This is a genomic window from uncultured Senegalimassilia sp. (assembly GCF_934632265.1).
In the GTDB taxonomy this organism is placed as follows: Bacteria; Actinomycetota; Coriobacteriia; order Coriobacteriales; family Eggerthellaceae; genus Senegalimassilia.
In genome coordinates this window covers 1-21,319 of the sequence record NZ_CAKTYH010000023.1, presented here as the reverse complement: position 1 = coordinate 21,319, position 21,319 = coordinate 1, and the positions used below count along the sequence as shown (strand labels likewise).

The following is a 21,319-nucleotide window of genomic DNA, read 5'->3' as shown; positions in this document are numbered from 1 at the left end:
GTGCTGGCGCTCGCCGGAGCCTACCTGCCCCGGCCCTACGTGCACTTCCGCACGGCGCTCGACAACCTGCTGCCGTACCTGCACACCTTCAGCGACACGCTGCATTTCGTGTTCGTCGCGGGAAACGATGCCGAATACGCCGGCCATCTGCGAAGGGCCTGCGACGACCTGGGCATCTCCGATTGCGTGACGGTGCTCGAGTACGTCGAGGGCATGGCGGGCCTTATGGCGGCATCTGACCTGGTCATCTGCAAATCCGGAGGCCTTACCGTCACCGAGTGCCTCTGCGCGCAGGTGCCCATGATTTTGCTGGGCCGCGCGTACGGCCAGGAAAACGCCAACGTCAGGCTGCTCACCGCGCACGGCGCGGCCATGCACGTCACCACCTGGCGAGAGCTGCTCGAAGCGTTGCGCCACATCTCGCGCAACCCCGAAAGCGCGCGATCGATGCTGGTCAACGGCAGCTTCCTTCGCCGCCCCGACGCCGCGCGCGACATAGCGTGCGCCGCCATGGAGCTTGCCAACGCCGAGAAGGACCCGGCGGACCCGCTGTACAAGAAGCACTTCCTCCATTTCTATTGGGGGCACAAACCCGCGCACGTGCGTTAACGCCGCGCGCATCTGGAAAGGATCTACCTTATATGACGCATTTCGACGACCTCGGCCTTTCGGGCCAGGCATTGCAAGCTGTGGCCCAGCTGGGTTACAGCACCCCCACCCCCGTGCAGGAGCAGGCCATCCCCAAGGTGCTCGAGGGCCGCGACCTTATCGCCGCCGCGAAAACCGGCACGGGCAAGACCGCCGCGTTCAGCCTGCCCACCATGGACAAGCTCGGGCATGCCAAGGGCAACAAGGGCCCGCTTATGCTGGTGGTAACCCCCACGCGCGAGCTTGCCGAGCAGATCGGCGAGGTGTGCGGCACCATCGCGAAGAACACGCACCATCGCATCCTCACCGTGGTCGGCGGCGTTTCCTACAACCCGCAGATCCAGGCGCTCAACCGCGGCGTGGACGTGCTCATCGCAACGCCGGGCCGTTTGGTCGACCTCATGGATCAAGGCGCCGCGCATCTGAGCAGCGTTGAGGTGCTCGTGCTCGATGAGGCCGACCGCATGCTCGACATGGGCTTTTGGCCGGCAATGCGCAAGATCATCGGCGCAACGCCGCAAAACCGTCAAACGCTGCTGTTCAGTGCCACCATCGACCGAACCATCATGAGCACCGCCGGCAAGCTTTTGCACGACCCCGCCATGGTCGAGATCGCCCACAAGGGCGAGACGGCCGACACAGTCGAACAGTACGTCATGCACGTGCAGCAGGCCGTGAAACCCGAGCTGCTCAAGGGCCTAATGAGAGAGCGCGGCCATAGGCGCGTCATCGTGTTCTGCCGCACGCGCAGCCGCGCGGACGCCACGTGCCGTCGCTTGAAGAAGATCGGCTACTCCGTCGAGGCCATCCACTCCAGCCGCAGCCAAAACCAGCGCCGACGCGCTCTTGAGAACTTCGCCAACGGCACCACCGACGTGCTGGTTGCCACCGACGTGCTCGCTCGCGGCATCGACGTGGAGGAAGTGGAGTACGTGGTGAACTACGACCTGCCCACGCAGCCCGAGGACTACGTGCACCGCATCGGGCGCACGGGCCGCGCAGGCGCGTCCGGCTTCGCCGTCAGCTTCGTCAGCCCCGAAACCGCCGATGCGCTGCGCGACATCCAGAAGCTGCTCAAGCGCACCATTCCCGAGCTTAAGCTTGAGAACTTCGACATGCACGAAGCCGAAAACGAGGCCGCGGCCAGGGCCCAGCGCGCCGAGGCGCGCCGCGATCCCGAGATCCAGCAGGCCAAGAAAGAGCAGGCTGCCCGCACGCGCAGGAAGAACAAGGCGCGCGAAGCCGCACAAGCCGAAGAGGTGAACGCCCATCGCGCCAAGCGAGGCAACCGCAAGGCCGCCGAAAAGCCCGCAAGCGGGACGGCGCAGGCCGCAAGGAAGCACAGCAACGCGAACCACGGCACGCAGCAGAAGCGCGGCAACGGCCCCCGAAACGGTTCCTCCAGCCGCGCAAAAGCCAATAGCGCGTCCGGTGCGCAGGGCGGCGATTTCCGCCCTGGACGCGCACACCGCGCCCAGGTTGCACACCAGCGCAACAGGCGCCGCTAACAGTTGGTTATGCGCCGGTTAAGGGGCCGGCGCATAACGGCCCGGTAATCTATCGGTAAAGTGTATATCGTCTTTAGGAGGGAGGACGCCATGCGCATAGCGGTAGCTTGCCAGGGGCTTGATGTGGCGCCAAGGTTCGCACGCAGTTCAAGTTTCATGTGCTATCGCGTTGACCGCGGCATGTTCGCCGATTGCCAGAACATGCCCAACCTTTCGTTTCCCCCAGCTCAGCTGGCTCAAGTGCTCAAAGACCTTGATGTCAGCGTGATGATCGTCAACAGGATCGATCCAACTTCGGAAACGGCCCTGAAAGCGGCCGGCATCGAGGTTCAAACCGGCTACACCGGCACCGCGTCAGCCGCTGCGCACACCTACATCGGGCGCACGCTGTCCGGAACGCACGAAGAGCTGGAGGCATCGTAAACGCATATGCGTTACGCGATAGCATGGCACGTGGAAAGCGCCTTGGGGCGCTTTTTTCGTATCTGCGGCCGTGGTGCGTGGGCTCGGCAAGCCTGGTTCGACAGCGTGCAGCCTTCGTATGGTAACAACCCTTGCCTATAGCGACATGAAAATCAGAGTACCCGACAGCATGGTCGCGGGCCGACGATTCGACTTCAGCCCGTTACAGCGAATAAGCAACGCACGAGCAGTCCTTCGAACGCGCGAAACAACAGGAATCGGCCTGTGCAAAACCCTTGCCCTAACGCAAAACACCCCGCTTGGATTCCCAAGCGGGGTGTTGCACATTTGAAGCTTAAGAAAGCTTACAGGGCCTTCTTGGCGACCTCGACGATGGCGGTGAAAGCCGCGGGATCGTTGATGGCCATGTCGGAGAGCACCTTGCGGTCCAGCTCCACGCCGGCCTTCTTCAGGCCGTTCATGAAGGCGGAGTAGCTCATGCCGTTCAGACGGGCGCCGGCGTTGATGCGGGTGATCCACAGACGACGGATCTCGCGCTTCTTGTTGCGGCGATCGCGGTACTGGTACTGCAGGGAGTGCTGGACCTGTTCCTTAGCAGCAGTGTAGGAACGGGACTTGGCACCATAGTAGCCCTTTGCACGGTTAAGGACGGTGCGGCGCTTCTTCTTGGCGTTGACTGCACGCTTGATACGAGCCATTGATTATCACTGCTCCTTTAAAACTTAGCGAAGGCCGAGGTTACGGGCCACGACGCGACGGTCAGCGGCAGCCAGCTCGGTCTCGTGACGGAAATTACGCTTACGCTTCTGAGACTTCTTCGTCAGAATGTGGCTCTTGTAGGCCTTAGCACGCATGATCTTGCCGGAGCCGGTAACGCGGAAGCGCTTTGCCGTACCGCGATGGGTCTTCATCTTAGGCATTGCCTTCGTCCTTTCCTTCGTCTTTCTTGTCGTTTGCCTTCTTTTTCTTCGCCGCCATGCTTGCGGGAAGCGGGGCGATGAGCATGTGCATATTGCGGCCTTCCATCTTCGGCTGGCTCTCGATGACCGCGATGTCCTTCAGGTCATCGGCCAGGCGCTCCAGGATGGTCAGGCCCTGTTCCGGATGGGCCATCTCGCGGCCGCGGAACATGATGGTGATCTTGACCTTGTTGCCAGCGGAGAGGAAGCGAAGCACGTGCTTCTTCTTCGTGGTGTAGTCCCCCACGTCGATCTTCGGGCGGAACTTCATTTCCTTGGTCTCGATCTTGCTTTGGTTCTTGCGAGCCTGCTTCGCCTTGATGGCCTGATCGTACTTGAACTTGCCGTAATCCATGATGCGGCACACGGGCGGTTCCGCATTCGGGGCGATTTCAACAAGATCAAGCCCCTGGTCGTCAGCAACGCGCTGCGCCTGGGCAACCGGGTAGATACCCAACTGCGTTCCGTCGAACCCGATCAGGCGGCACTCGCGCACCGTGATCTGTTCGTTGAGCCTAGGCTCTTGAGCGGCTATCGCACTCACCTTCCTTCCTTGCATGCGGTATCGCATGGCATAAAAAAACCCACAGCTTCAAGCATGCGGGCGTGATGAACGTACCATGTTCAGGTATTCATACGACCCATCAGCAGCTTGAAAGCGCCGAACTAGGTGGGAGGCGCTATGCCCCCGCTTGTGAACAGCTCGTTTATTATAGCGCGAACGCCGACCAGCGCAAGGGGCCTCCCTTTTCGCCGGCCGGCGTTCACAAGATGGACACAAGGGCCTTAAACCCGATCGGCGGCCATTCGACCGCCGGTTGCAAGCTACGCGTTCACGTAAATGTAGATGATGCGCACGGTATCGGCCAGGTTGCCCGAGGCGTTGGCCGTGCTGTAGTCGTACATGAGCACGCTCGACCAGGCGTGGGCCGCGCCGTTGATGTCGACGGTGCCGTTGAACGAGCAGTTCTCCTTCACCAGCGTGGTACCGTCCGATGCATAGGTGGAATACGAGGTTTTGTCGGTGGGCAGCGTTGCCGACCCGTCCGCCACGTTCACGCCCGCCTCGCGAAGCGTCTTCTCGACGATGTGCTCGTTTTTCACGGCGTCGGCGAAGCTGAGCGAACCGTACCCCAGCGACGCAGTGGCCGCGGAGTAGCCGGCCTGGATGACCTTGCCGTCGGCGTCAAGGCCCAGGTAGACCGTGGGCGTGCCCGAACGGGAGTCGGCGGGCTCAGCGGTAAGGGCCACCGTGACGCTCTTCTTCACGGAGTTGCCCTCTTCGTTGACATCTTTGGAGGACGTGACCGTGGCGCCGTGCGCAAGCGCGGTGATGGCCGCATCCTGGGTTTGCCCCAGCACGCCGACCAGGTTGGGAACCTCGGTCTTCTTGGTGGTGGTGACGCTTGCCGCATCCTTACCGGAGTTGTCCTGGGAAAGGTTGCCCACGTCGGTGGACTGCTGCTGGGCCTGGGTCTGCTGCACCATGGCGCGGCTGGACTCGTTCCACAGCTGGAAGGCGAAATACCCGAGCGCGCAAGCTAGCACCACGAGCAGGGCCACGATGATCACGAGCACGCGGCGCACACGGCGCGATTTCTTGAGGTGCGGATGCTCCACCGGCTCGGGCTTGCCGTGGCGGCCGCGGTTCTGGACGGGCGCGGCGGCGGGGATCTCGTCGCCGAACACGGGCTCGTCGCGCGGCTCGAGGCTCTCCACCGGATCGGAATAGTCATCCGAGGTGTCGCCTTGGTAGCTGAAGCCGGCGGCATGCGCGCCGTGGGAGGCCGCGACGGGCGCGAACGCCTCGGTCAGGCCAAGCGATGTGTCGCCGTCGGCGGCACCGCGCTGCTCGGGGGCGTCGCCCGCGCCGATGGGCGCGAACGCCTCGGTCAGACCCAGGGATGCGTCGCCCTCGGGCTGCTGCTTGCGGGCGCCGCGGGCGATGTTGAAGCTATGTTTGGACATGGTCAGGCCTTTCTCTTGAAAACAGCCGATCAGCGCATGAACAGGGCGAAGTAGACGACAGCCGCGACGATGATGACGCCGACGCCGATGAGCACCGCCTTCTGCATGCCGGACATGGGGCCGGCTTCCAGGTCCTCGAGCGTCTGCTCTGCGCGTTGCGCCGGCTTGGAGCTGCAGGCGGCATGGGCGGCTTCGGCCTGGCGGGCGTGTGAGGCGTGCGGCTTGGCGGCATGCTGTGGGGCAGGCGCCTGCTGGGCCGCATGTTGCGGCTTGGGCGGCTCGACGGGGGCAACCTGCGGCTCGGATTCCGGCCAAGCGTCCTGCTCAAATGCCTCTTCGCCCTGGTGGTAGCCATAAGACCCCGCCTGGATGACCACGTCATCCTCGTCGCCGGCATTGACCGTGATATGGGAGAAGCGCCGATCTTGCGCCATGCCGAACCTCCTGCCTTGTGCGTTTCCATGCTATGTATCCCTCGATTATAAGGGATTGGCAGGCAGGCCCCGCTTCCTAGGTAGAAAAACCACGGAGCGAAGCCGGAGCGCGCCCCGCGCCGCAGCCGTTGTGCGACAATAGCGGGCGAAACCAGTAAAGAGAAAGGCGGCTTGCATGAACCTTGAACAAGGCCAGGAACTGCACGGGTTCACCGTGCTCACGGCCGAGCCCTTACCCGAGATCGACGGAGATGCCTACACGCTCTCCCACCCGGCAAGCGGCGCAAAGCTCCTATATCTGCGAAACGACGACCGCAACAAGGCGTTCTCCATCGCCTTCCGCACCCCTCCGGCCGACGACACCGGCGTGTTCCACATCCTGGAGCACTCGGTTTTGTGCGGCTCGGAGAAGTTCCCCGTGAAGGAGCCCTTCGTCAACCTGCTGAAAACCAGCATGCAGACGTTCTTGAACGCCATGACCTTCGGCGACAAGACGCTCTACCCCGTGGCATCCACCAACGACCAGGATCTTCTGAACCTGGCCGACGTGTACATGGACGCGGTGCTGCACCCCGACATCTACCGCAAGCGCCAGGTGTTCGAGCAGGAGGGCTGGCACCTTGAGGTGGCCGATGCCGAAGAGGGCGAAGGCGAAGGCCTCCAGCTTACCTACAACGGCGTGGTGTACAACGAGATGAAAGGCGCGCTGTCCGATCCCACCAGCGTGCTGTACGACCAGCTGCAGGCAAGCTTGTTCCCCGACACCCCCTACGCGTTCGAGTCCGGCGGCACCCCCGAGGCCATCCCCACGCTCACCTACGAGCACTACCTGGAGGAGCATGAGCGCCACTACCGCCTGGACAACAGCTACATCGTGCTGTACGGCAACCTGGACCTTGACCGCATGCTGGCTTTTTTGGACGAGCGCTACCTGACGCCCGTGGCCGCAGAGCAGGCGAAACGCCGCGAACAGCGAGCAGCCGAGGGGCTTGCGGAGCTTGCGCCGCGCACCTTGCCCGTGCAGGAGCCGGTGCGCGCCCTGGGCGTGCGCCGCGAGATGGCCACCGCGCCGGAGAACGCCTGCATGGGCCTGGGCTGGGTCATCGGGCACGTGCGCGAGCGCACGCGCATCGTGGCCGTCGACATCCTGCTCGACGCCATCGCCGGCAGCAACGAGGCGCCGCTCAAGCGCGCGCTTCTGGACTCCGGTATAGCCGGGGACGTGCAGTCCTACCTGGCCGATTCCGTGCAGCAGCCCTTTGCCGTGCTGCAGGTCCGCGACCTGGCCGAGGACGCTGCGAAGCGCTTGCGCCCCGCCGTGGAGGCCGAGCTTGAGCGCCTGGCGGCCGGCGGACTGGACCACGCGCTTGTGGAGGCGTCCATCTCCCGCGCCGAGTTCGTCATGCGCGAACGCGACTTCGGCATGGCAGACGGTGTGGCGCTTGCCATGACGTCGCTGTGCGGCTGGCTCTACGACGACGAGCTTGCCACGGCCTATCTGCGCTACGAGGACGACTTCGCCTACCTGCGCCGCGCGCTTGACGAGGGCTATTTCGAGAACCTCATCCGCGAGGTGTTCCTTGATAGCGCCCATATGGCGGAAGTGGAAGTGGTTCCCGTCGAGAAGCAGGACGACCCCGGCCAGCGCCGCCTGACCGAACTTGCCGCCGGCTTCACCGACGACGACTTCCAGCGCATCGAGGACGAAGTTGCGCTGCTTCGCCGCATGCAGGAGACGCCGGATGCGCCCGAGGACGTGGCGAAGCTGCCGCAGCTGACGGCCGCCGACATCGGGCCCGCGCCCGTCGAGCCCGCATACGGCCTGGCCGAGGGCACGCCCGTTCCCTGCATCCGCCATCATCTGCCCACGCGCGGCCTGGTCTTCGCCTACCGCTACTTCGATATGAGCTGCCTTGAGTTCGAGGACCTGCCGTATGCGGCGGTGCTCGGCATCGTGCTGGGAAAGCTGGGCACCGATGCGCACTCGGCAGCCGAGATCGACACGCTCACCAACGGCAAGCTGGGCAACTGCTCGTTTTTCTGCGAGGTGTACGAGGACGAGCACGACCCCGACGCCGTGACGCCCACCTTCGTGGCCAGCGCATCGGCTTTAGCGGAAAACGTCGAGTGGCTGGCCGAGCTGCCGAGCGAGATCTTGGCGCGAACCGACTTCACCGACACCGGCAAGATCCGCGATGCGCTGCAACAACGTCGCATCGGGATGGAGCAGAGCTTCGCCAACGCCGGCCATGCGGCGGCCATGGCGCGCCTGACGTCGTACTTCCTGCCGGCGAGCGTGGTGCGCCAGCAGCTTGGCGGCGTGGACTTCCACCGCTTCCTGGTGCAGCTGCTGGACAACTTCGACGAACGCGCCGATGAGCTGGCGAAACGCCTGGATCAGGTAGCGCGTAAGCTGTTCGACGCATCGAACTTGCTTGTGTCGATCGCCGGCAGCGACGAGTGCGTCGCGCGCTTCTGGCAATGCGCCGGCATCACGGCGGGCACGGGCAAGGCCCCGGCCGCGCTGGAGATTCCCAAACCGAAGGTGCGCAACGAGGCGTTCATCGTGCCCACCGACGTGTGCTACGCCTCCACGGGCTTCGACCGCCGCTCGCTCGGCGCGCCCTATACCGGCGTGTGGCAGATCGCGGCACGCGTGCTTTCCTATGACTACCTGTGGAACGAGGTGCGCGTGAAGGGCGGCGCCTACGGGGCGGGCTTCCAAGCGGCGCGCAGCGGCACCGTGCGCTTCTATTCGTATCGCGACCCGCATCTGGACGAGACCCTGGAGCGGTTCAACGGCACGCCCGCATGGCTGGCCGCGTTCGACCCCGCGCCCGAGGAGATGGACGGCTACGTGGTCAGCACCGTGGCAGGTTTCGACGCGCCGCTCAAGGAACGCATGCAGATCCGCCGCCAAGACGGCGACTTCCTGAGCGGCCGCACGCCCGAGGCGCGCGGCCAGACGCGCTCGCAGATGATCGAGGCCACGCCCGAGAAGCTGCGCGAGCTTGCCGGCGTCATCGAAGGGGCGCTTGGCAAACAAGCCGTCTGCGTGTTCGGCAACAAGGCCATCCTTGAGGGCGCGAAAGCCGATCTGGACGTAATCGACCTGCTCAACGGCTAACGACGCAGAAACCCGGGTTGCCCAAAGGCCCCGAAAACGGCGAAGCGCCGCAGGCAAGGCCCGCTGCAAGATGCGGGACCGCGCCTGCGGCGCTTTCTTTTCGCGCGAAACGCAAAGGCGGCCCGGAAATGATCGTCCGGGCCGCCTTTGGGAGCATCCGATGGTTATTCGAACTCGACCACGAAATGCAAGATCATGGCCGCGCTCGTAGGGGTCATGCGCTCGCCGGGCAGCGTGCGCTCGCACACGGGGATGCCGCGGGCGATGATGGCCGCCGTTGCCGGCGCCGGAATGGAGAGCCTGCCATGAGCGCACTCTACTTCGCCCTGCCCCGTTTGCGCGGCCGTCGCCACGATGCGTTTCGCCCCCGTCGCTTCGACGGCAAGGCAGACGAGCAGCGTGTTGCGGATACGGGAGCCGTCGCCGACTTCGTGGAAGTGGGTCTGCTCGACCGGGCAGCCATGCGCGGCAGCCTCGGCTTCGGCCAAGATGGTGTAGATGGCCCGCATGTGGTCGCGCACCGCCTGCGATACCGCCAAGCCATCGATGGTGGCAAGGACCTCCCCGATATCGTGATGATGGCGATCGGGGACGCCCGCGGCATCGGCCTCAGCCTCAAGCCGCTCTCGAGCATCGGGCGGCAGTTGCAGCAGGGTGTCGCCCAAAATCTGGACGCGCGTGGCGTTCTCGGAAAGGTTCCATCTGAGCATCTGCATATCGGTATCCTCATTTCCGCGTTGATAGCCCATGCGCTCGATCATATGGGCCTGGTATCCTGCGCCGAAGCCGTTGTCGATGTTGACCACGGAAACGCCCGACGCGCATGAATTGAGCATGGCCAGAAGCGCCGCCACGCCGCCGAAGCTGGCGCCGTATCCCACCGACGTGGGAACGGCGATCACCGGGCATGCGGCCATTCCGCCCACCACGCTGGCAAGCGCGCCCTCCATGCCGGCAACCGCCACCACGCAGCTGGCGCCCGCGATGTCCTCACGGTGCGCAAGCAAGCGATGGATGCCCGCAACCCCCACATCATACAGGCGCACCACACGCGATCCGAGCACCTCGGCGGTGACGGCCGCCTCCTCAGCGCAGTACAGGTCGCTGGTACCGGCGCACGCCACCGCGATATAGCCCTTGCGCGTCGGCTTCGCAGGGGCGCCGAGCAGGCCCAACCGGGGAACGGGACGATATTCGAACAACGCCGCAGCCTGCGGTTCGCGTGCGCGCAAAGCGGCCTGCACCGCTTCAGCCTTCTGAGCTTCCAACCTGGTCACAAGCACGCACGTCTGGCCCGCACCACGCAGCGCCAGGCAGATGTCGGCGATCTGGTCGGCCGTCTTGCCGGCGCCGTAGACCACCTCGCCAGCGCCCGTGCGACGCGCCCGGTCGGTGTCGACCTTCGCAAAGCCCAAGTCGGAGTAGCCCTGGTCGGCAAGCATGCCTTGCGCACCCGCCGGGCTTATCGAGCCCGATGCCACCTGCTCGAGCATGAGCAGGACCTGCTGCGGTTCCATAAGGCCCGCTCCTTTCCCCGCCCGCCATATGCGGGCAGCCATTGTTCTTCGGCCATTGAAGCACTGCAAGTTGACTTCAGGTCAAGCGGCATTGAGAGCCTGCACGCTTTCGCCATAGGCGCGTGGCAAAACGTCGCCGACCCGATAGCCGACGCGCATGGGAACGCCGCCGCCCGGCACGACAGCGCCCTGCAACGGCCGCAGTCTAGCACAGCGCAAGCCCCGCAATCGACCGCCGCCCGATGCGACAAGGCTCCTGAAAACCCTGCCCGGTACGGCAGCGTTCTCGCAGGCGAGCACCACCCGATGCACGCAACGCTCTCGAAAGCGATCGCGGCCCTCTACAGCAAGGCCCCCGCTATTGCGGGGGCCTTGAGCGAAGGTAAAGCCGGTGCAGCTTGCAGTCGGTTAGTTCGATGCGGTGGTTACGGAGCCGTTCGAAGCGCTGGAGTCGCTGGTACTGCTCGAGCTGTTGGAATCGGCGGAGCTGCTATCGGAGCTGGATTCGCCGGTCTTGCTGTCGGAGTCGGTTTTGGTGGTGGAGCCGGTGTTGCCCGTGAGCGTGCCGATGGCGGCGTTGGCGGAGTTGAGCACATCGCTCATGTCGTCCTTATCATCCGAGGCGCCGGCGGTCAGCTTGATGTTGGAGAGGTCCATGGTGGTGCCAAGCCACTTCTTCTGGATGACCGAGGAAACGCCGTTGGAGTTCATAGCGGAAAGAGCGTTGGAAACGGCCTGCTTGAGCTGGGTGTTGCCGTCGAGCACGCCTACGCAGTAGCCGCTGGCCTGCTGCATAAGCGCCACCATGTGAACGTCCATGCCGGCGTTGTTGGAAACGTAGGACCCCACGACGGCGTCGGCGGCCACATACTGCACCTTGCCGGACTCAAGCGCGGAGAAGGCGCTCTTCAGGTCCTCGGTGGTGGTGATGGTGGAGTTGTCGAACTCGTTGGTGACGGCCCATGCGCTGTTGGAGGACACCTGTGCGGCGATCTTGGTGGAAGCCGAGTTGGCGGGCACCGTGGAGTTGGAGGATTGAGCGAACAGCGCCACTGCCGTGGGCAGGTACGTGTCGGAGGTCCAGAAGCTGGGGGAATCGGACTTGTTCACGCCCATGACCACGTCGACCTTGCCGGAGGTGAGCGCGCCGGCGGCGTCGGTGGACACGTCCACGACCTCGAGCTTCAGGCCCAGCTGATCGGCCAGGGCGGCTGCCATGTCGACGTCGATACCAACGATCTTCGTGGAAGAGGAGGGTTGGCCGGCCAGGGGCGCGTTGTTCGCGTTGACGCCCACGCGCAGAACGCCTTCCTGCGCGATGACGGGCTTGCTGACCGTAGGCGTGGCCTCGGGCGGCGTATACGATTCCTGCTGCTGTTGGCAACCGGTGGCAAGCAGCAGCATGGCGGCACAGCATACGGCTGCGGCGCAGCATGCGGCAAAGCGCTTGAGATGCTTCATGTTCCGACTTCCTCCATCTCGTGCATGTGAAAACAAGCTTCTTCCGACTGACCTAGTTTTCGACCCCACACTCGCGCACCGGGGCTTGGCTTTCGCGCCACCCTCTCCCCCGTCGCGACGGTATGCCGCTCGTATAAACGGAGGGTGCGTCTTACCTCTAGGATACGCCGTGCTCGCCTTCGCGGACGCGCCGCGGGACTTACGTGGATCCTTTCGACCGCATCTGCCATGGACTAGGGCCTTCGTTGAAAGCCCGCAACTACAGACTCGAAAGAAGCCATAGTAGTGTATCAGATACGCAAGATGCAAAGGGTTTCGCGGCGCGTTTTCCGCAAGGGTTTCGCAAGACGGCGCGCGTAAGCTTTATGACATGGGAATACTGTCGAACATAGCAGGGGCCTGCGCCCCGCTTGCCGCCGAAGCCGCGGAGGCTTTGGCCGAGACCGTGTGGCCGACGCGATGCGCGATCTGCGATGCGCCCGGGCAGGTGTTATGCGACTCGTGCAGGGCATCGCTTGCCTATGTGGATTGGTGGCGCGCCTGCCCCCGCTGCGGCGCTCCGTTCGGGCGCGTGCAATGCTGCGAATGCAACGAGGTGATGCTTGCGGCGCAAGGGCGCGACAAGCCGGCGTTTGACGGCATGGCGGCGGCGGTGTCGTTCGAGGAAGGCGCCGCGCGCATCGTGCGCGCCTGGAAGGACGCCGGGGAAAGGCGCCTGGCGCTCGAGATGGCGCGGCTCATGCTTCTCCAAGTGCCGCCCGCTTGGCTTATCGGCGCCGTTGCGACGCCGATACCCGCCAGCGCAGCCGCACGGCGGCGGCGCGGCTTCGATCACGGGCGCGAGCTCGCCTGCACCGTGGCCGGCCTGGCGGGGATCCCCGTGGTCGAGGCGCTGGCACGCCCCCGCACGTTCGACCAGCGCGCGCTCGGCCGGCGCGGCCGCATCCACAACCTGCAGGGGCGCTTCAAAACGCTTCCCGGCGCGACGGCGCCCGCCCGCATCCTGCTCATCGACGACGTATGCACCACGGGATCCACCATGAATGCCGCTTGCGATGCCCTGCGCGCAGCGGGCGCGCAAGAGCTGCACTGCCTCGTGTTCGCCCGCGTATAGCGCAAGAAAGGCGGCCCCTAGGCCGCCTTCCCTATTTCGTACGTTGTTTCGCCGTTGGGCGCTAGGCGCGCTCGCGGCGGGATTCGCTTTCGGCGAACTCCCGCACGTCCACGTTGATGGAGTGCTTGATGGGCTTCCAGTTGCACTTCTTCACCAGCGCCACCAGCGCGATGGGCACATAGGTGAGCATGAAGAACGGGAAGGTGAACATGTAGCGGATCTTCTTGCCCGTGGTGGAGTGGATGGAATCCCATTCCACGAAGGTGGTGAGCACGCCGAACATGAACATGAACACCATGTAGTTCATCAGGCAGAAGCAGATCGACGACACCGAGGATGCAACCATGACGCCCGTGGACATAAGGCCCGCCGCCGCCAAGGCGATGATGATGGCGTTGAACGTCACGCTGATAATGGTGAGCAGCATGCCCGGGGCGATGGTCATGAGCATGTCGTAGCAGGCGAAGCGGCTGCCCTTGGGGTTGGTGGCGATGCCCTTGGCCAGTCGGGCCCCGTAGTGCCAGAACACCTGGTAGAAGCCCTTCGCCCAACGGAAACGCTGGTTCCAGGAATCGCGGAACGTGACGGGCTGCTCGTCGTAGAGCACGGCCGTGGGCGTGTAGCTGATGCGCTCGCCCTCCAGGATGGAGTTGGCGGAGAACTCGATGTCCTCGGTGAGCAGGTGCCACTTCCAGCCGCCGTTGCGCTCGATGATCTTCGCGGATACGAAAAAGCCCGTGCCCGAAACGGCGCAGCTGGTGTTGAGCGTCAAGCGGGCCTGGTTGAGGAACTTCGCCTCGCGCAGGAACCACACGGCGTAGCCGGCCGAGATCCAGTTGCTGTCGTAGTTCTTGGAGTTACGGTAGCTGGTGGACGCCACGGCGCCGTTGTCGAAGGTCTTGTTCATCTCGCGGAAATAGTTCACGTCGAGCACGTTGTCGGCGTCGAATACGAAGTAGGCCTCATAGCCGCGATCGGCGTACTGGCTGCGGATGACGTTGAAGCCGTAATCGAGCGCATAGCCCTTGCCCACCTGCTCGGTGTTGAAGCGCGGGAACACGATGGCGCCAGCTTCACGGGCCACCTCGGCGGTGTTGTCCGTGCAGTTGTCGGCGATGACGAACACGTCGATAAGCTCGCTCGGATAGTTCTGCACCTTGATGGAATGGATGAGCTGACCGATGACCGCGCTCTCGTTGCGGGCGCTGATGACGGCGGCGAACTTGTGGTTCTTCTTCGCGACAAGCTGCTTGGGCTTGCGGGTGAGCACCACGAACACGTAGTAGAGCTGATACGTATAGCAGATGGTGAACGCCAAGAAGACGCAGAAGTTGAATATATCGACGAACGAGATATGCGAGAAGAACTGATCTAGCACCTTTGCTCCTTTTACGGGCCGCACTCGCTCCGCGGCCGACCTTAGACGCCGCCTTCGGCGCCCCCGAATGCCCGTACGGCATCAGGCAACGTCCCGCGCGCATGTGCTGTGGTTTTAGATTCGTTGTAAGCGGAACGTTTCAAACCTGTAGAAGTATAGCGGCATGCGGCGGATTTGTCGCGCACGCCGCCCCGTTTGGCTCATTATATGGCCGCTAGCAGGCATATTCGCCCCATTTGCACACAGGGTGTGCACACGCCCTTCATAAAAACCGATGTTTGTAGAGGCTGGGTACGGCGCCAGCAGGCCGAGAAGCCACGCGCGAGGCTTCTCGATATGCTGCACCGACCAAGTTCGATAGACGATCTGGCGCTGAAATAGCATTGCCCGTTGATAGCCCACAACGCCTGCCAGCCTTTATGCATTTCAATCTCCACAGCTCCGTCAACCCGATTTGCACGTCGAGCGTTCCTTTGCTATGGTCCATTATCATACTATTTTGGTCCGATAGTGGACTATTAACAAGGAGAGAGAACCTACGGAACCTGTTGAATATCGCACGCTTCGGGATGAGGACGTCGAAGCGCTCGGCGCCATTCTAGGCGACACGTGGCACGACTACACTGACGGCAGAAAACGCGTCATCTCGGGAATCGTCGACTTCGCCAACTTCGCGCGGCGCAACACCTTCGCCGAAGTCGCCGTCGTCGACGGCTCCCCTATCGGTGTGATCATGACAAGGGCAGGCGCTGCTGACAAGGAAACGCAGGCGCATTGGGACGCCATCAGGCAACGCGCTTGCAAAGAGCTTGACGAGCTGGGCGGCAGCAGCGCAGAGCTTGCGCGCTTCCTTGAATCCATGGAGCAGGCCGACCGCGACCTGCTCGAGCAAAGCGGCTGCGACCCCGATTTCGAGCTGGTGCTGTTCGCCGTGTCCGACAATGCCAGAGGGTTTGGAATCGGAAGCACGCTCATGGGGCATGCCCAGGGCTATCTGGCGGCTCAAGGGGCCTCGAAGGCGTTCATCTTCACCGACACCGACTGCACGTGGGAATACTACGAGCACCGCGGCATGAGACGCGCGGCTGAGCGGTCCTTTGCCGATGATGGGGCTCGTATCCTTCCCGAGCGCATGTTCGTTTACGAGATGAACCTGGAAGGCATCGCGCGATAGCGCCGAAAGCCGCACCGCACGAAGGAAACGGGCGCAGCCGACGCAGGCTGCCGCCCATCGCCCCCGCCGGGACGCAGGCTGCTTCCCACCATCCCCCGCCGGGACGTAAGCCGCCGCTCGTCAACCCTGTCGGGGCGCATGCCGCCGCCTGTCGCGCCCGATAGATAGGATGCAAGCCTCCGCCTGTCGCGCCCGACGGAACGCAGATTGCCTCCTGCCACCCCTGTCGGGACGCAGCCCTACTCCGATTCGCGGATGCGCGCGGCGTGGAGCGCTTCGAGCTTGAGATAAAGCGCGTGGAAGGCCACCGCAGACAGCGCCGCGGCGATGCCGTAAAACACCCACATGCCCGGCGTGAACGGCGCAATGCAGAACACGCCGGGCATGAGCAGGCACGCGCCAGCGGTGCCGCCGACCACCACGGCAAGCAGCGCCGCGCGGATCGCCGTGAACGGTATGGACAGGCGGACCACCAGATTACATCCGACCCAGGAAGTCAACAGCACGCACAACGTGGACACCTGCCCATAGTCGAGCCCCATCAGGTAATAGCCGGCGATATTAGCCACAAGGATGCAGCAAACCGAGCATATGGCGCCAGGAATCGACTTGACGATGACGTTGTCCAGGAAACGGCCCCGGATACGCTCATGGTTCGGCTCCAGCGCAAGCACGAACGACGGTATGCCGATGGTGAACGCGCTGATGAGCGTCATTTGAATTGGCTGGAAGGGGTATTGCCAAGGCGCAGCAATGAACAGCAGGGCGGAGGCGATGGACAGCAACGTTTTCACCAGGAACAGGGATGCGGAACGCTGCAGGTTGTTGATGGATCGCCGCCCTTCCGCCACCACCTTCGGCATGCTGGCGAAGTCGTTGTCCACGAGCACCAGCTGCGCCACATTGCGCGCAGCATCCGAACCTGCCGCCATGGCTACGCTGCAATCGGCAGCCTTGAGCGCCAGGGTGTCGTTGACGCCGTCGCCTGTCATGGCGACGGTGCGGCCCGCCTTCTGCAACGCCAAAACGAATTGCTTCTTTTGCTCAGGCTTCACGCGACCGAACACGCTATCGCACGCCAGCGCACGCTCCACATCGGATTCGGTTTTCAGCGTGGTGGCGTCGACGTAGCGATCGGCGCCTTCAACACCTACCTTCGCAGCGATGCCCGAGACGGTGCGCGGATCGTCGCCGCTGACCACAAGCACGCGCACACCCTGGTCCTTAAAAAAGGCGATGGTTTCCGCCGCCGTTGGGCGGATTTGGTCGCGAATGCCCACAAACCCTAGCGGCCGAGGTTCGCCTTGGAGGTTTCCCTGCTCATCGAAGCCTTGCACGCGAGCGACGAGCAGCAAGCGAGCATCGGCGGCAAGCCGTTCAGCTTGCTGCCTGACCTGCTCGTATGCATCGCCGAGCACGAACTGGGCAGCACCCATGACGTAACACGACCCATCGGAGAGCTGTGCGCCCGACCATTTCTTGTCCGAGCTGAAGGGGATCATGCGCATACACGTTTCGGGGCGGCCTTTCGCATCCTTGAAAAACGCTGCGATGGCTCGAGACGTTTCGTTGGGATCGTCATCGGCGCAGGCAATGGCGCGCAACGCGCGGCACGCTTCCTCTTCAAGCGCTTCGGGCGAACCTTGGGCAGCAGCGCCCTCTACGGGCGACACCCAGGCAACCTCCATATCGCCTGTGGTGATGGTGCCCGTTTTGTCCAGGCACAAGACATCCACGCGCGCCAAGGTTTCGATACAGTACAGCTGCTGAACGAGTACCCGGCTTTTCGACAAGCGCACGACGGCCACTGCCAGAACCGTCGACGTAAGAAGAATCAGCCCCTCGGGTATCATGCCCACCAGCGCGGATACCGTGGATAGGATGGCGCTGTTTAGCTCCGAGTTACCCGAAAGATAGTCCCGTGCGAACAGCAATGCGCCAACCGGGAACATGATGCAGCTGACGAATTTGATGATGCCGTTGAGGCAGCGCATGATCTCGGAGCGCACGGCTTTGCGCTCCTTTGCCTCGGCGGATATCTTCGCCGCATAGTTCTCGGCCCCAACGTGGACCACACGCGCGTACACCGTTCCCGAATTGACGAACGATCCGCTCATAAGCGTGTCGCCAGGCTGTTTGCGGATAAGATCGGCTTCGCCGGTGAGCAAGCTCTCGTTTACCCGACATTCACCGCCAACGACCTCCGCATCCGCGGGAACTTGATCGCCGCGACGAAGCACCGCCACATCGCCGCGCACGAGCTGATCAAGCGGCAACTCCATTTCCGCGCCATCGCGCAACACGTGCGCTTTCGAGCCGGCTATGATGGATAGCTTGTCGGTGATTCGCTTCGACCGGATCTCCTGAACGATGCCGATTACGGTGTTGCACACGATAACGACCATGAACAGCATATTCTTGTAGGACCCCGTGAACAGCACGATAAGGGCCAAGACGGCATTCACAAGATTGAACAGCGTGCATACGTTGTCATGCACGATCTGCCCGACAGAGCGGGTTTTCACGCCTGCATCGACATTTGCCTCGCCTGCGGCGAAGCGCATCTGGGCCTCTTCGGATGAGAGACCAAGCGAAGCCTCTATCCCAACCGCCTCGTTCATTCCGCCTCCCTCCAACTAACGCCGCATCATTGCGGATGAAGAACCCAAACAGTGTGTAGCAAAAAGGCCACCGCAGGAAAGCGATGGCCTTGACGTAACGATGGAGCCGGCAACAGGACTCGAACCTGCAACAGGCAGTTTACAAAACTGCTACGCTACCATTGCGTCATGCCGGCACACGAAAATACGTGTCGGGCTATTGTACGACAACAACCTGGATTCTCAAAGCCCACCCCATAAAAGGTACAACCATCAGCACCAAGACATAACCGGGTTGATTCGCAAGTTCATCCGAACACTTTGCATTTGTTCTCGAACTCAGCCGTACACGTCCGGATGAGTTCGAGAACTCCTTTCCGGAGGTGAGGGCCGAAGGTCGATTCGCATCTTCACCCGGACGGTTCGCATTTGTTCTAGAACTCAGCCGGACATATCAAGTGCCCGCATACGACGTAAAGCAGATGGAACTCCCATAGGTCCTTGCGCATTTCGCTTACTCCATCGCCTGTCGTTTATCATCGTCGACGCAGGCGAATGCACGGATGCACTTGTTTTACGCATCGCAACCGAACCGTTAACCGCTCTTGTCAAACTATCGCCGGTATCTGGTTATACTGGTTCGCGGCAAGAACCCGCTATCCTACGAATGCGATATCTCTTTTGGAGTCTCATGACTAACGACGAACAACAATCTTCCCCTAACACGACGCCCTCCCCCACGGTGAAGAAGCGCTTCCGAGCCGACCGAGACGCCATCGATCGCAAACGCCTTCCCTTGGCGGTGAAGGTGTTCGGCGTGCTGTGCCTTGCAGCAGGTGGAGCCACCACTGTGCTTTTGACGGTCACCATCGTGACCATGGTGCTGGCGTTCACTTCCGGCAACCTCGATGTCGAAGCATCCACCGCCACCGTGGTCATCTACGTAGTGGAATCGGTGCTGTACACGGCGCTGGCGGCCATGTTCGCCATCTTCGGCATCCGTCTGCTGCGGAACAAGCGCAAGCACGCCGCCCACGGCACCGAGGCCATGATATTCATCTTGGCCGCCATCATCATCTGCTCCATCATGCTCAACGGCCTTGGAGCCAACGTGATTCCCCATGCCGTGGTGGCAGTGTTCCTGATCATCATGCAGTCCTACCTTGACCCGGCGCTTGCCGGCGAGCGCGAGCTGCGCCGCAAGCTGCGCGATATGGAAACCAGGGAGCAAGCAGAAGATGGCACGCTTGGCCTTGACCTCACCGGTCGCGGCTACATCACCCTGAACTTCTTCAACCTGTTCTGGATATTCGTGGTGTGCAGCGTGTTGGGCCTTGTCATCGAGACCGCGTATCACATGCTGGTAGTGGACCCCGGCGTCTACGAGGACCGAGCCGGATTGCTGTTCGGGCCCTTCAGCCCCATCTACGGCGTAGGCGCGATGCTGATGACCATGGCGCTCAACCGCTTCCACAAAGCGCCCTTCCCCGTGATCTTCCTGGTGAGCGCCGTGATCGGTGGTGCCTTCGAATATGCGGTCAGCTGGTTCATGCAATTCGCTTTCGGCATCGTTGCCTGGGACTATACCGGCACCTTCCTTTCCATCGACGGCCGCACCAACGGCATGTTCATGGCCATGTGGGGCGCGCTGGGATTGTTCTGGGTGAAGCTGTGCCTTCCCTGGATGCTCAGGCTGGTCAACCGTATTCCCTGGAACTGGCGATATACGTTGACCACCGTATGCGCCGCTTTGATGATCGTGGACTGCGGCATGACCCTGATGTCGCTTGACCGCTGGTACCAGCGCGAGGCCGGCGTTGCCCCCGACAACGCCATCTCCCGCTTCATCGACGACCACTTCGACAACCAATACATGGAGCAACGCTTCCAGAGCATGTCAATCGATCCCGACAACGCAGCGCGTACGCTGTAGGTAAAGCCATGCCGCCCTTCAGCTCATCACGCACCTCCACGATATTGCGCCATAGCCGCTTCGGCATGAACTGTCTCCGAAGCTCGGGGTGATAACGAGCCGATATGGACATGGCATCGTAGAATCCCTTCCACGCCGCTTGCATAGCAGCTTCATCGGAGGCATGTTCGGGCAGATGGACCTCATCGGTTTGCGCCAAATACCAACCCGCGCCATCAAAAATGCCCGCAACTTGATGCACCTCGTCGTATATGACGAAACGCTCGGTATTGAACCGACCCGCAAACCAATCCATGAGCAACGGCACCACATTGGCCTTGGGGTTGCACTTTGCAAACCATATGCCGTTTTCAAAGTGCTCGAAGCGCAGGAACTGCATCATCAAGTGCCGCTCGTTCATCACCGAGCGGTCCAGGCGGGCAACGGGGCCTGCTATGGGGTGAGCTAGGTTGCGGATCAGACCGCTATTCGCAACAGCGGGCTGCGCCATGATATGCCGGACGAACCGATACACCGCAGCGCCAGCCGAGGGATCGTCCGACAGCGAAGCATGCAGCACCGCATCCCAGGCATCCCTTCCCGCCTTCCGCATGATGCCCGCCTTAACGCGCGCCGCCAACGCCACATCGGTTTCGATATAGCGCACGCTTTGCCCTAAGCGAGGCTGCAGCCCCGCTTCGCTCGTAAAGTCCTCCGGCTGCTCATGAAGCGCATAGGCTTGGAAAATTGCCGAGAGCAGCCCCTCCGTGGTGCCATCGTGCACATATGCGACGTTGCCAAGCGGCTCCAGGATGGCATCCGCGCTCATGCGGGTACCTTCTGCCGGCCCTGCAACGCGTGCTGCCAGCCGAAAGCCCCGTCGGCTACCGCAGCGCCTTCAGCAACCGCCGGCCCCTGCAGCTGCCGCGTCCCGGTGGCGCCACCTGCCGCCACGCCGGCCTTATCCCCTGCGCCTATGGCGGCGCGTCCGACCTCGGACCCGAACAAGCTGAGCTGCCCAGGCAGCTCCTTGCCGGAACGGGCGCCATGACGACCGCCGTCGATGGGGCTTGCCAGCTGCGCCCGCAACGCCTCG

The 21,319-nt window shown here is 62.8% G+C and carries 18 protein-coding genes and 1 tRNA gene; 7 read left to right on the top strand and 12 right to left on the bottom strand.

Going from position 1 to position 21,319, the window contains the following annotated elements:
* The 3 genes from Q0H50_RS03170 to Q0H50_RS03160 form a co-directional block, all read left to right on the top strand.
* On the top strand, positions 1-609 hold a 609-nt coding region (locus tag Q0H50_RS03170; protein WP_294419294.1), incomplete at its 5' end, for a glycosyltransferase.
* A 32-nt stretch (positions 610-641) separates the two neighbouring features.
* Entirely contained in the window at positions 642-2,156 is a 1,515-nt protein-coding gene (locus tag Q0H50_RS03165) for a DEAD/DEAH box helicase (RefSeq protein ID WP_294419292.1), read from the top strand.
* Positions 2,157-2,246: 90 nt separating this feature from the next.
* The gene (locus Q0H50_RS03160) at positions 2,247-2,579 is read left to right on the top strand and encodes a NifB/NifX family molybdenum-iron cluster-binding protein (RefSeq protein ID WP_294419289.1); all 333 of its coding nucleotides are present in this window, start codon (positions 2,247-2,249) and stop codon (positions 2,577-2,579) included.
* A gap of 344 nt (positions 2,580-2,923) precedes the next feature.
* Here Q0H50_RS03160 and rplT read toward each other — a convergent pair whose 3' ends face one another.
* From rplT to Q0H50_RS03135, 5 genes are all read right to left on the bottom strand, one after another.
* On the bottom strand, positions 2,924-3,277 hold the full coding sequence (rplT, locus tag Q0H50_RS03155) for a 50S ribosomal protein L20 (RefSeq protein ID WP_042434636.1): 354 nt from the start codon (positions 3,275-3,277) through the stop codon (positions 2,924-2,926).
* A gap of 24 nt (positions 3,278-3,301) precedes the next feature.
* Positions 3,302-3,499: a 50S ribosomal protein L35 gene (gene rpmI, locus Q0H50_RS03150; protein ID WP_042434638.1), complete on the bottom strand. Its 198-nt coding sequence runs from the start codon at positions 3,497-3,499 to the stop codon at positions 3,302-3,304.
* The gene (gene infC / locus Q0H50_RS03145; protein WP_042434641.1) at positions 3,492-4,097 is read right to left on the bottom strand and encodes a translation initiation factor IF-3; all 606 of its coding nucleotides are present in this window, start codon (positions 4,095-4,097) and stop codon (positions 3,492-3,494) included. Before infC ends, rpmI begins: the two co-directional genes overlap by 8 nt.
* Before the next feature lie 266 nt (positions 4,098-4,363).
* Positions 4,364-5,506 (bottom strand): hypothetical protein, encoded by a 1,143-nt coding sequence (locus Q0H50_RS03140; protein WP_294419286.1) that lies wholly within the window; start codon positions 5,504-5,506, stop codon positions 4,364-4,366.
* A gap of 29 nt (positions 5,507-5,535) precedes the next feature.
* Positions 5,536-5,940, bottom strand: coding sequence for a hypothetical protein (locus Q0H50_RS03135; protein WP_294419284.1), 405 nt, complete (start codon positions 5,938-5,940; stop codon positions 5,536-5,538).
* Between the two features lie 175 nt (positions 5,941-6,115).
* Here Q0H50_RS03135 and Q0H50_RS03130 point away from each other — a divergent pair, with 175 nt between their 5' ends.
* Positions 6,116-9,067: an insulinase family protein gene (locus Q0H50_RS03130; protein WP_294419282.1), complete on the top strand. Its 2,952-nt coding sequence runs from the start codon at positions 6,116-6,118 to the stop codon at positions 9,065-9,067.
* A gap of 164 nt (positions 9,068-9,231) precedes the next feature.
* Here the strand turns inward: Q0H50_RS03130 and larB are convergent, their stop codons facing one another.
* Both larB and Q0H50_RS03120 read right to left on the bottom strand, forming a co-directional pair.
* Entirely contained in the window at positions 9,232-10,584 is a 1,353-nt protein-coding gene (larB, locus tag Q0H50_RS03125; RefSeq protein ID WP_294419279.1) for a nickel pincer cofactor biosynthesis protein LarB, read from the bottom strand.
* A 408-nt stretch (positions 10,585-10,992) separates the two neighbouring features.
* Complete coding sequence (locus Q0H50_RS03120; RefSeq protein WP_294419275.1) at positions 10,993-12,045, bottom strand: ABC transporter substrate-binding protein; 1,053 nt, start codon at positions 12,043-12,045, stop codon at positions 10,993-10,995.
* A gap of 370 nt (positions 12,046-12,415) precedes the next feature.
* Here Q0H50_RS03120 and Q0H50_RS03115 point away from each other — a divergent pair, with 370 nt between their 5' ends.
* Complete coding sequence (locus tag Q0H50_RS03115) at positions 12,416-13,159, top strand: ComF family protein (RefSeq protein WP_294419272.1); 744 nt, start codon at positions 12,416-12,418, stop codon at positions 13,157-13,159.
* A gap of 61 nt (positions 13,160-13,220) precedes the next feature.
* Here the strand turns inward: Q0H50_RS03115 and Q0H50_RS03110 are convergent, their stop codons facing one another.
* On the bottom strand, positions 13,221-14,537 hold the full coding sequence (locus Q0H50_RS03110; RefSeq protein ID WP_294419271.1) for a glycosyltransferase family 2 protein: 1,317 nt from the start codon (positions 14,535-14,537) through the stop codon (positions 13,221-13,223).
* Between the two features lie 733 nt (positions 14,538-15,270).
* On the opposite strand from Q0H50_RS03110, the gene Q0H50_RS03105 reads away from it, so the two are divergent.
* Entirely contained in the window at positions 15,271-15,711 is a 441-nt protein-coding gene (locus Q0H50_RS03105) for a GNAT family N-acetyltransferase (protein WP_366936620.1), read from the top strand.
* Between the two features lie 239 nt (positions 15,712-15,950).
* Here Q0H50_RS03105 and Q0H50_RS03100 read toward each other — a convergent pair whose 3' ends face one another.
* Positions 15,951-18,332: an HAD-IC family P-type ATPase gene (locus tag Q0H50_RS03100; protein WP_294419269.1), complete on the bottom strand. Its 2,382-nt coding sequence runs from the start codon at positions 18,330-18,332 to the stop codon at positions 15,951-15,953.
* Positions 18,333-18,433: 101 nt separating this feature from the next.
* Positions 18,434-18,508: transfer RNA gene (locus Q0H50_RS03095), tRNA-Thr, on the bottom strand.
* Positions 18,509-19,002: 494 nt separating this feature from the next.
* Between Q0H50_RS03095 and Q0H50_RS03090 the strand changes: the two genes are divergently transcribed.
* Positions 19,003-20,244 carry a putative ABC transporter permease gene (locus Q0H50_RS03090; RefSeq protein ID WP_294419268.1) on the top strand — a complete coding sequence of 414 codons (1,242 nt, stop codon included), beginning with the start codon at positions 19,003-19,005 and terminating at the stop codon, positions 20,242-20,244.
* Here the strand turns inward: Q0H50_RS03090 and Q0H50_RS03085 are convergent.
* Together Q0H50_RS03085 and Q0H50_RS03080 are read right to left on the bottom strand one after the other, a co-directional pair.
* Positions 20,156-21,052, bottom strand: a complete 897-nt coding sequence (locus Q0H50_RS03085) for a TIGR03915 family putative DNA repair protein (RefSeq protein WP_294419265.1) — start codon at positions 21,050-21,052, stop codon at positions 20,156-20,158. The two genes, Q0H50_RS03090 and Q0H50_RS03085, sit on opposite strands and share 89 nt — an antisense overlap.
* The coding region (locus tag Q0H50_RS03080; protein WP_294419263.1) for a hypothetical protein at positions 21,049-21,319 on the bottom strand (271 nt) is incomplete at its 5' end. The genes Q0H50_RS03080 and Q0H50_RS03085, both read right to left, overlap by 4 nt.

Excerpts from the sequence above, each read along its gene's own strand:
- Q0H50_RS03165 (WP_294419292.1), top strand. The coding sequence starts at position 642 with ATGACGCATTTCGACGACCTCGGCCTTTCGGGCCAGGCATTGCAAGCT.
- Q0H50_RS03160 (WP_294419289.1), top strand. The coding sequence starts at position 2,247 with ATGCGCATAGCGGTAGCTTGCCAGGGGCTTGATGTGGCGCCAAGGTTC.
- rplT (WP_042434636.1), bottom strand. The coding sequence starts at position 3,277 with ATGGCTCGTATCAAGCGTGCAGTCAACGCCAAGAAGAAGCGCCGCACC.
- rpmI (WP_042434638.1), bottom strand. The coding sequence starts at position 3,499 with ATGCCTAAGATGAAGACCCATCGCGGTACGGCAAAGCGCTTCCGCGTT.
- infC (WP_042434641.1), bottom strand. The coding sequence starts at position 4,097 with ATGCAAGGAAGGAAGGTGAGTGCGATAGCCGCTCAAGAGCCTAGGCTC.
- Q0H50_RS03140 (WP_294419286.1), bottom strand. The coding sequence starts at position 5,506 with ATGTCCAAACATAGCTTCAACATCGCCCGCGGCGCCCGCAAGCAGCAG.
- Q0H50_RS03135 (WP_294419284.1), bottom strand. The coding sequence starts at position 5,940 with ATGGCGCAAGATCGGCGCTTCTCCCATATCACGGTCAATGCCGGCGAC.
- Q0H50_RS03130 (WP_294419282.1), top strand. The coding sequence starts at position 6,116 with ATGAACCTTGAACAAGGCCAGGAACTGCACGGGTTCACCGTGCTCACG.
- larB (WP_294419279.1), bottom strand. The coding sequence starts at position 10,584 with ATGGAACCGCAGCAGGTCCTGCTCATGCTCGAGCAGGTGGCATCGGGC.
- Q0H50_RS03120 (WP_294419275.1), bottom strand. The coding sequence starts at position 12,045 with ATGAAGCATCTCAAGCGCTTTGCCGCATGCTGCGCCGCAGCCGTATGC.
- Q0H50_RS03115 (WP_294419272.1), top strand. The coding sequence starts at position 12,416 with ATGGGAATACTGTCGAACATAGCAGGGGCCTGCGCCCCGCTTGCCGCC.
- Q0H50_RS03105 (WP_366936620.1), top strand. The coding sequence starts at position 15,271 with ATGACAAGGGCAGGCGCTGCTGACAAGGAAACGCAGGCGCATTGGGAC.
- Q0H50_RS03100 (WP_294419269.1), bottom strand. The coding sequence starts at position 18,332 with ATGAACGAGGCGGTTGGGATAGAGGCTTCGCTTGGTCTCTCATCCGAA.
- Q0H50_RS03090 (WP_294419268.1), top strand. The coding sequence starts at position 19,003 with ATGACTAACGACGAACAACAATCTTCCCCTAACACGACGCCCTCCCCC.
- Q0H50_RS03085 (WP_294419265.1), bottom strand. The coding sequence starts at position 21,052 with ATGAGCGCGGATGCCATCCTGGAGCCGCTTGGCAACGTCGCATATGTG.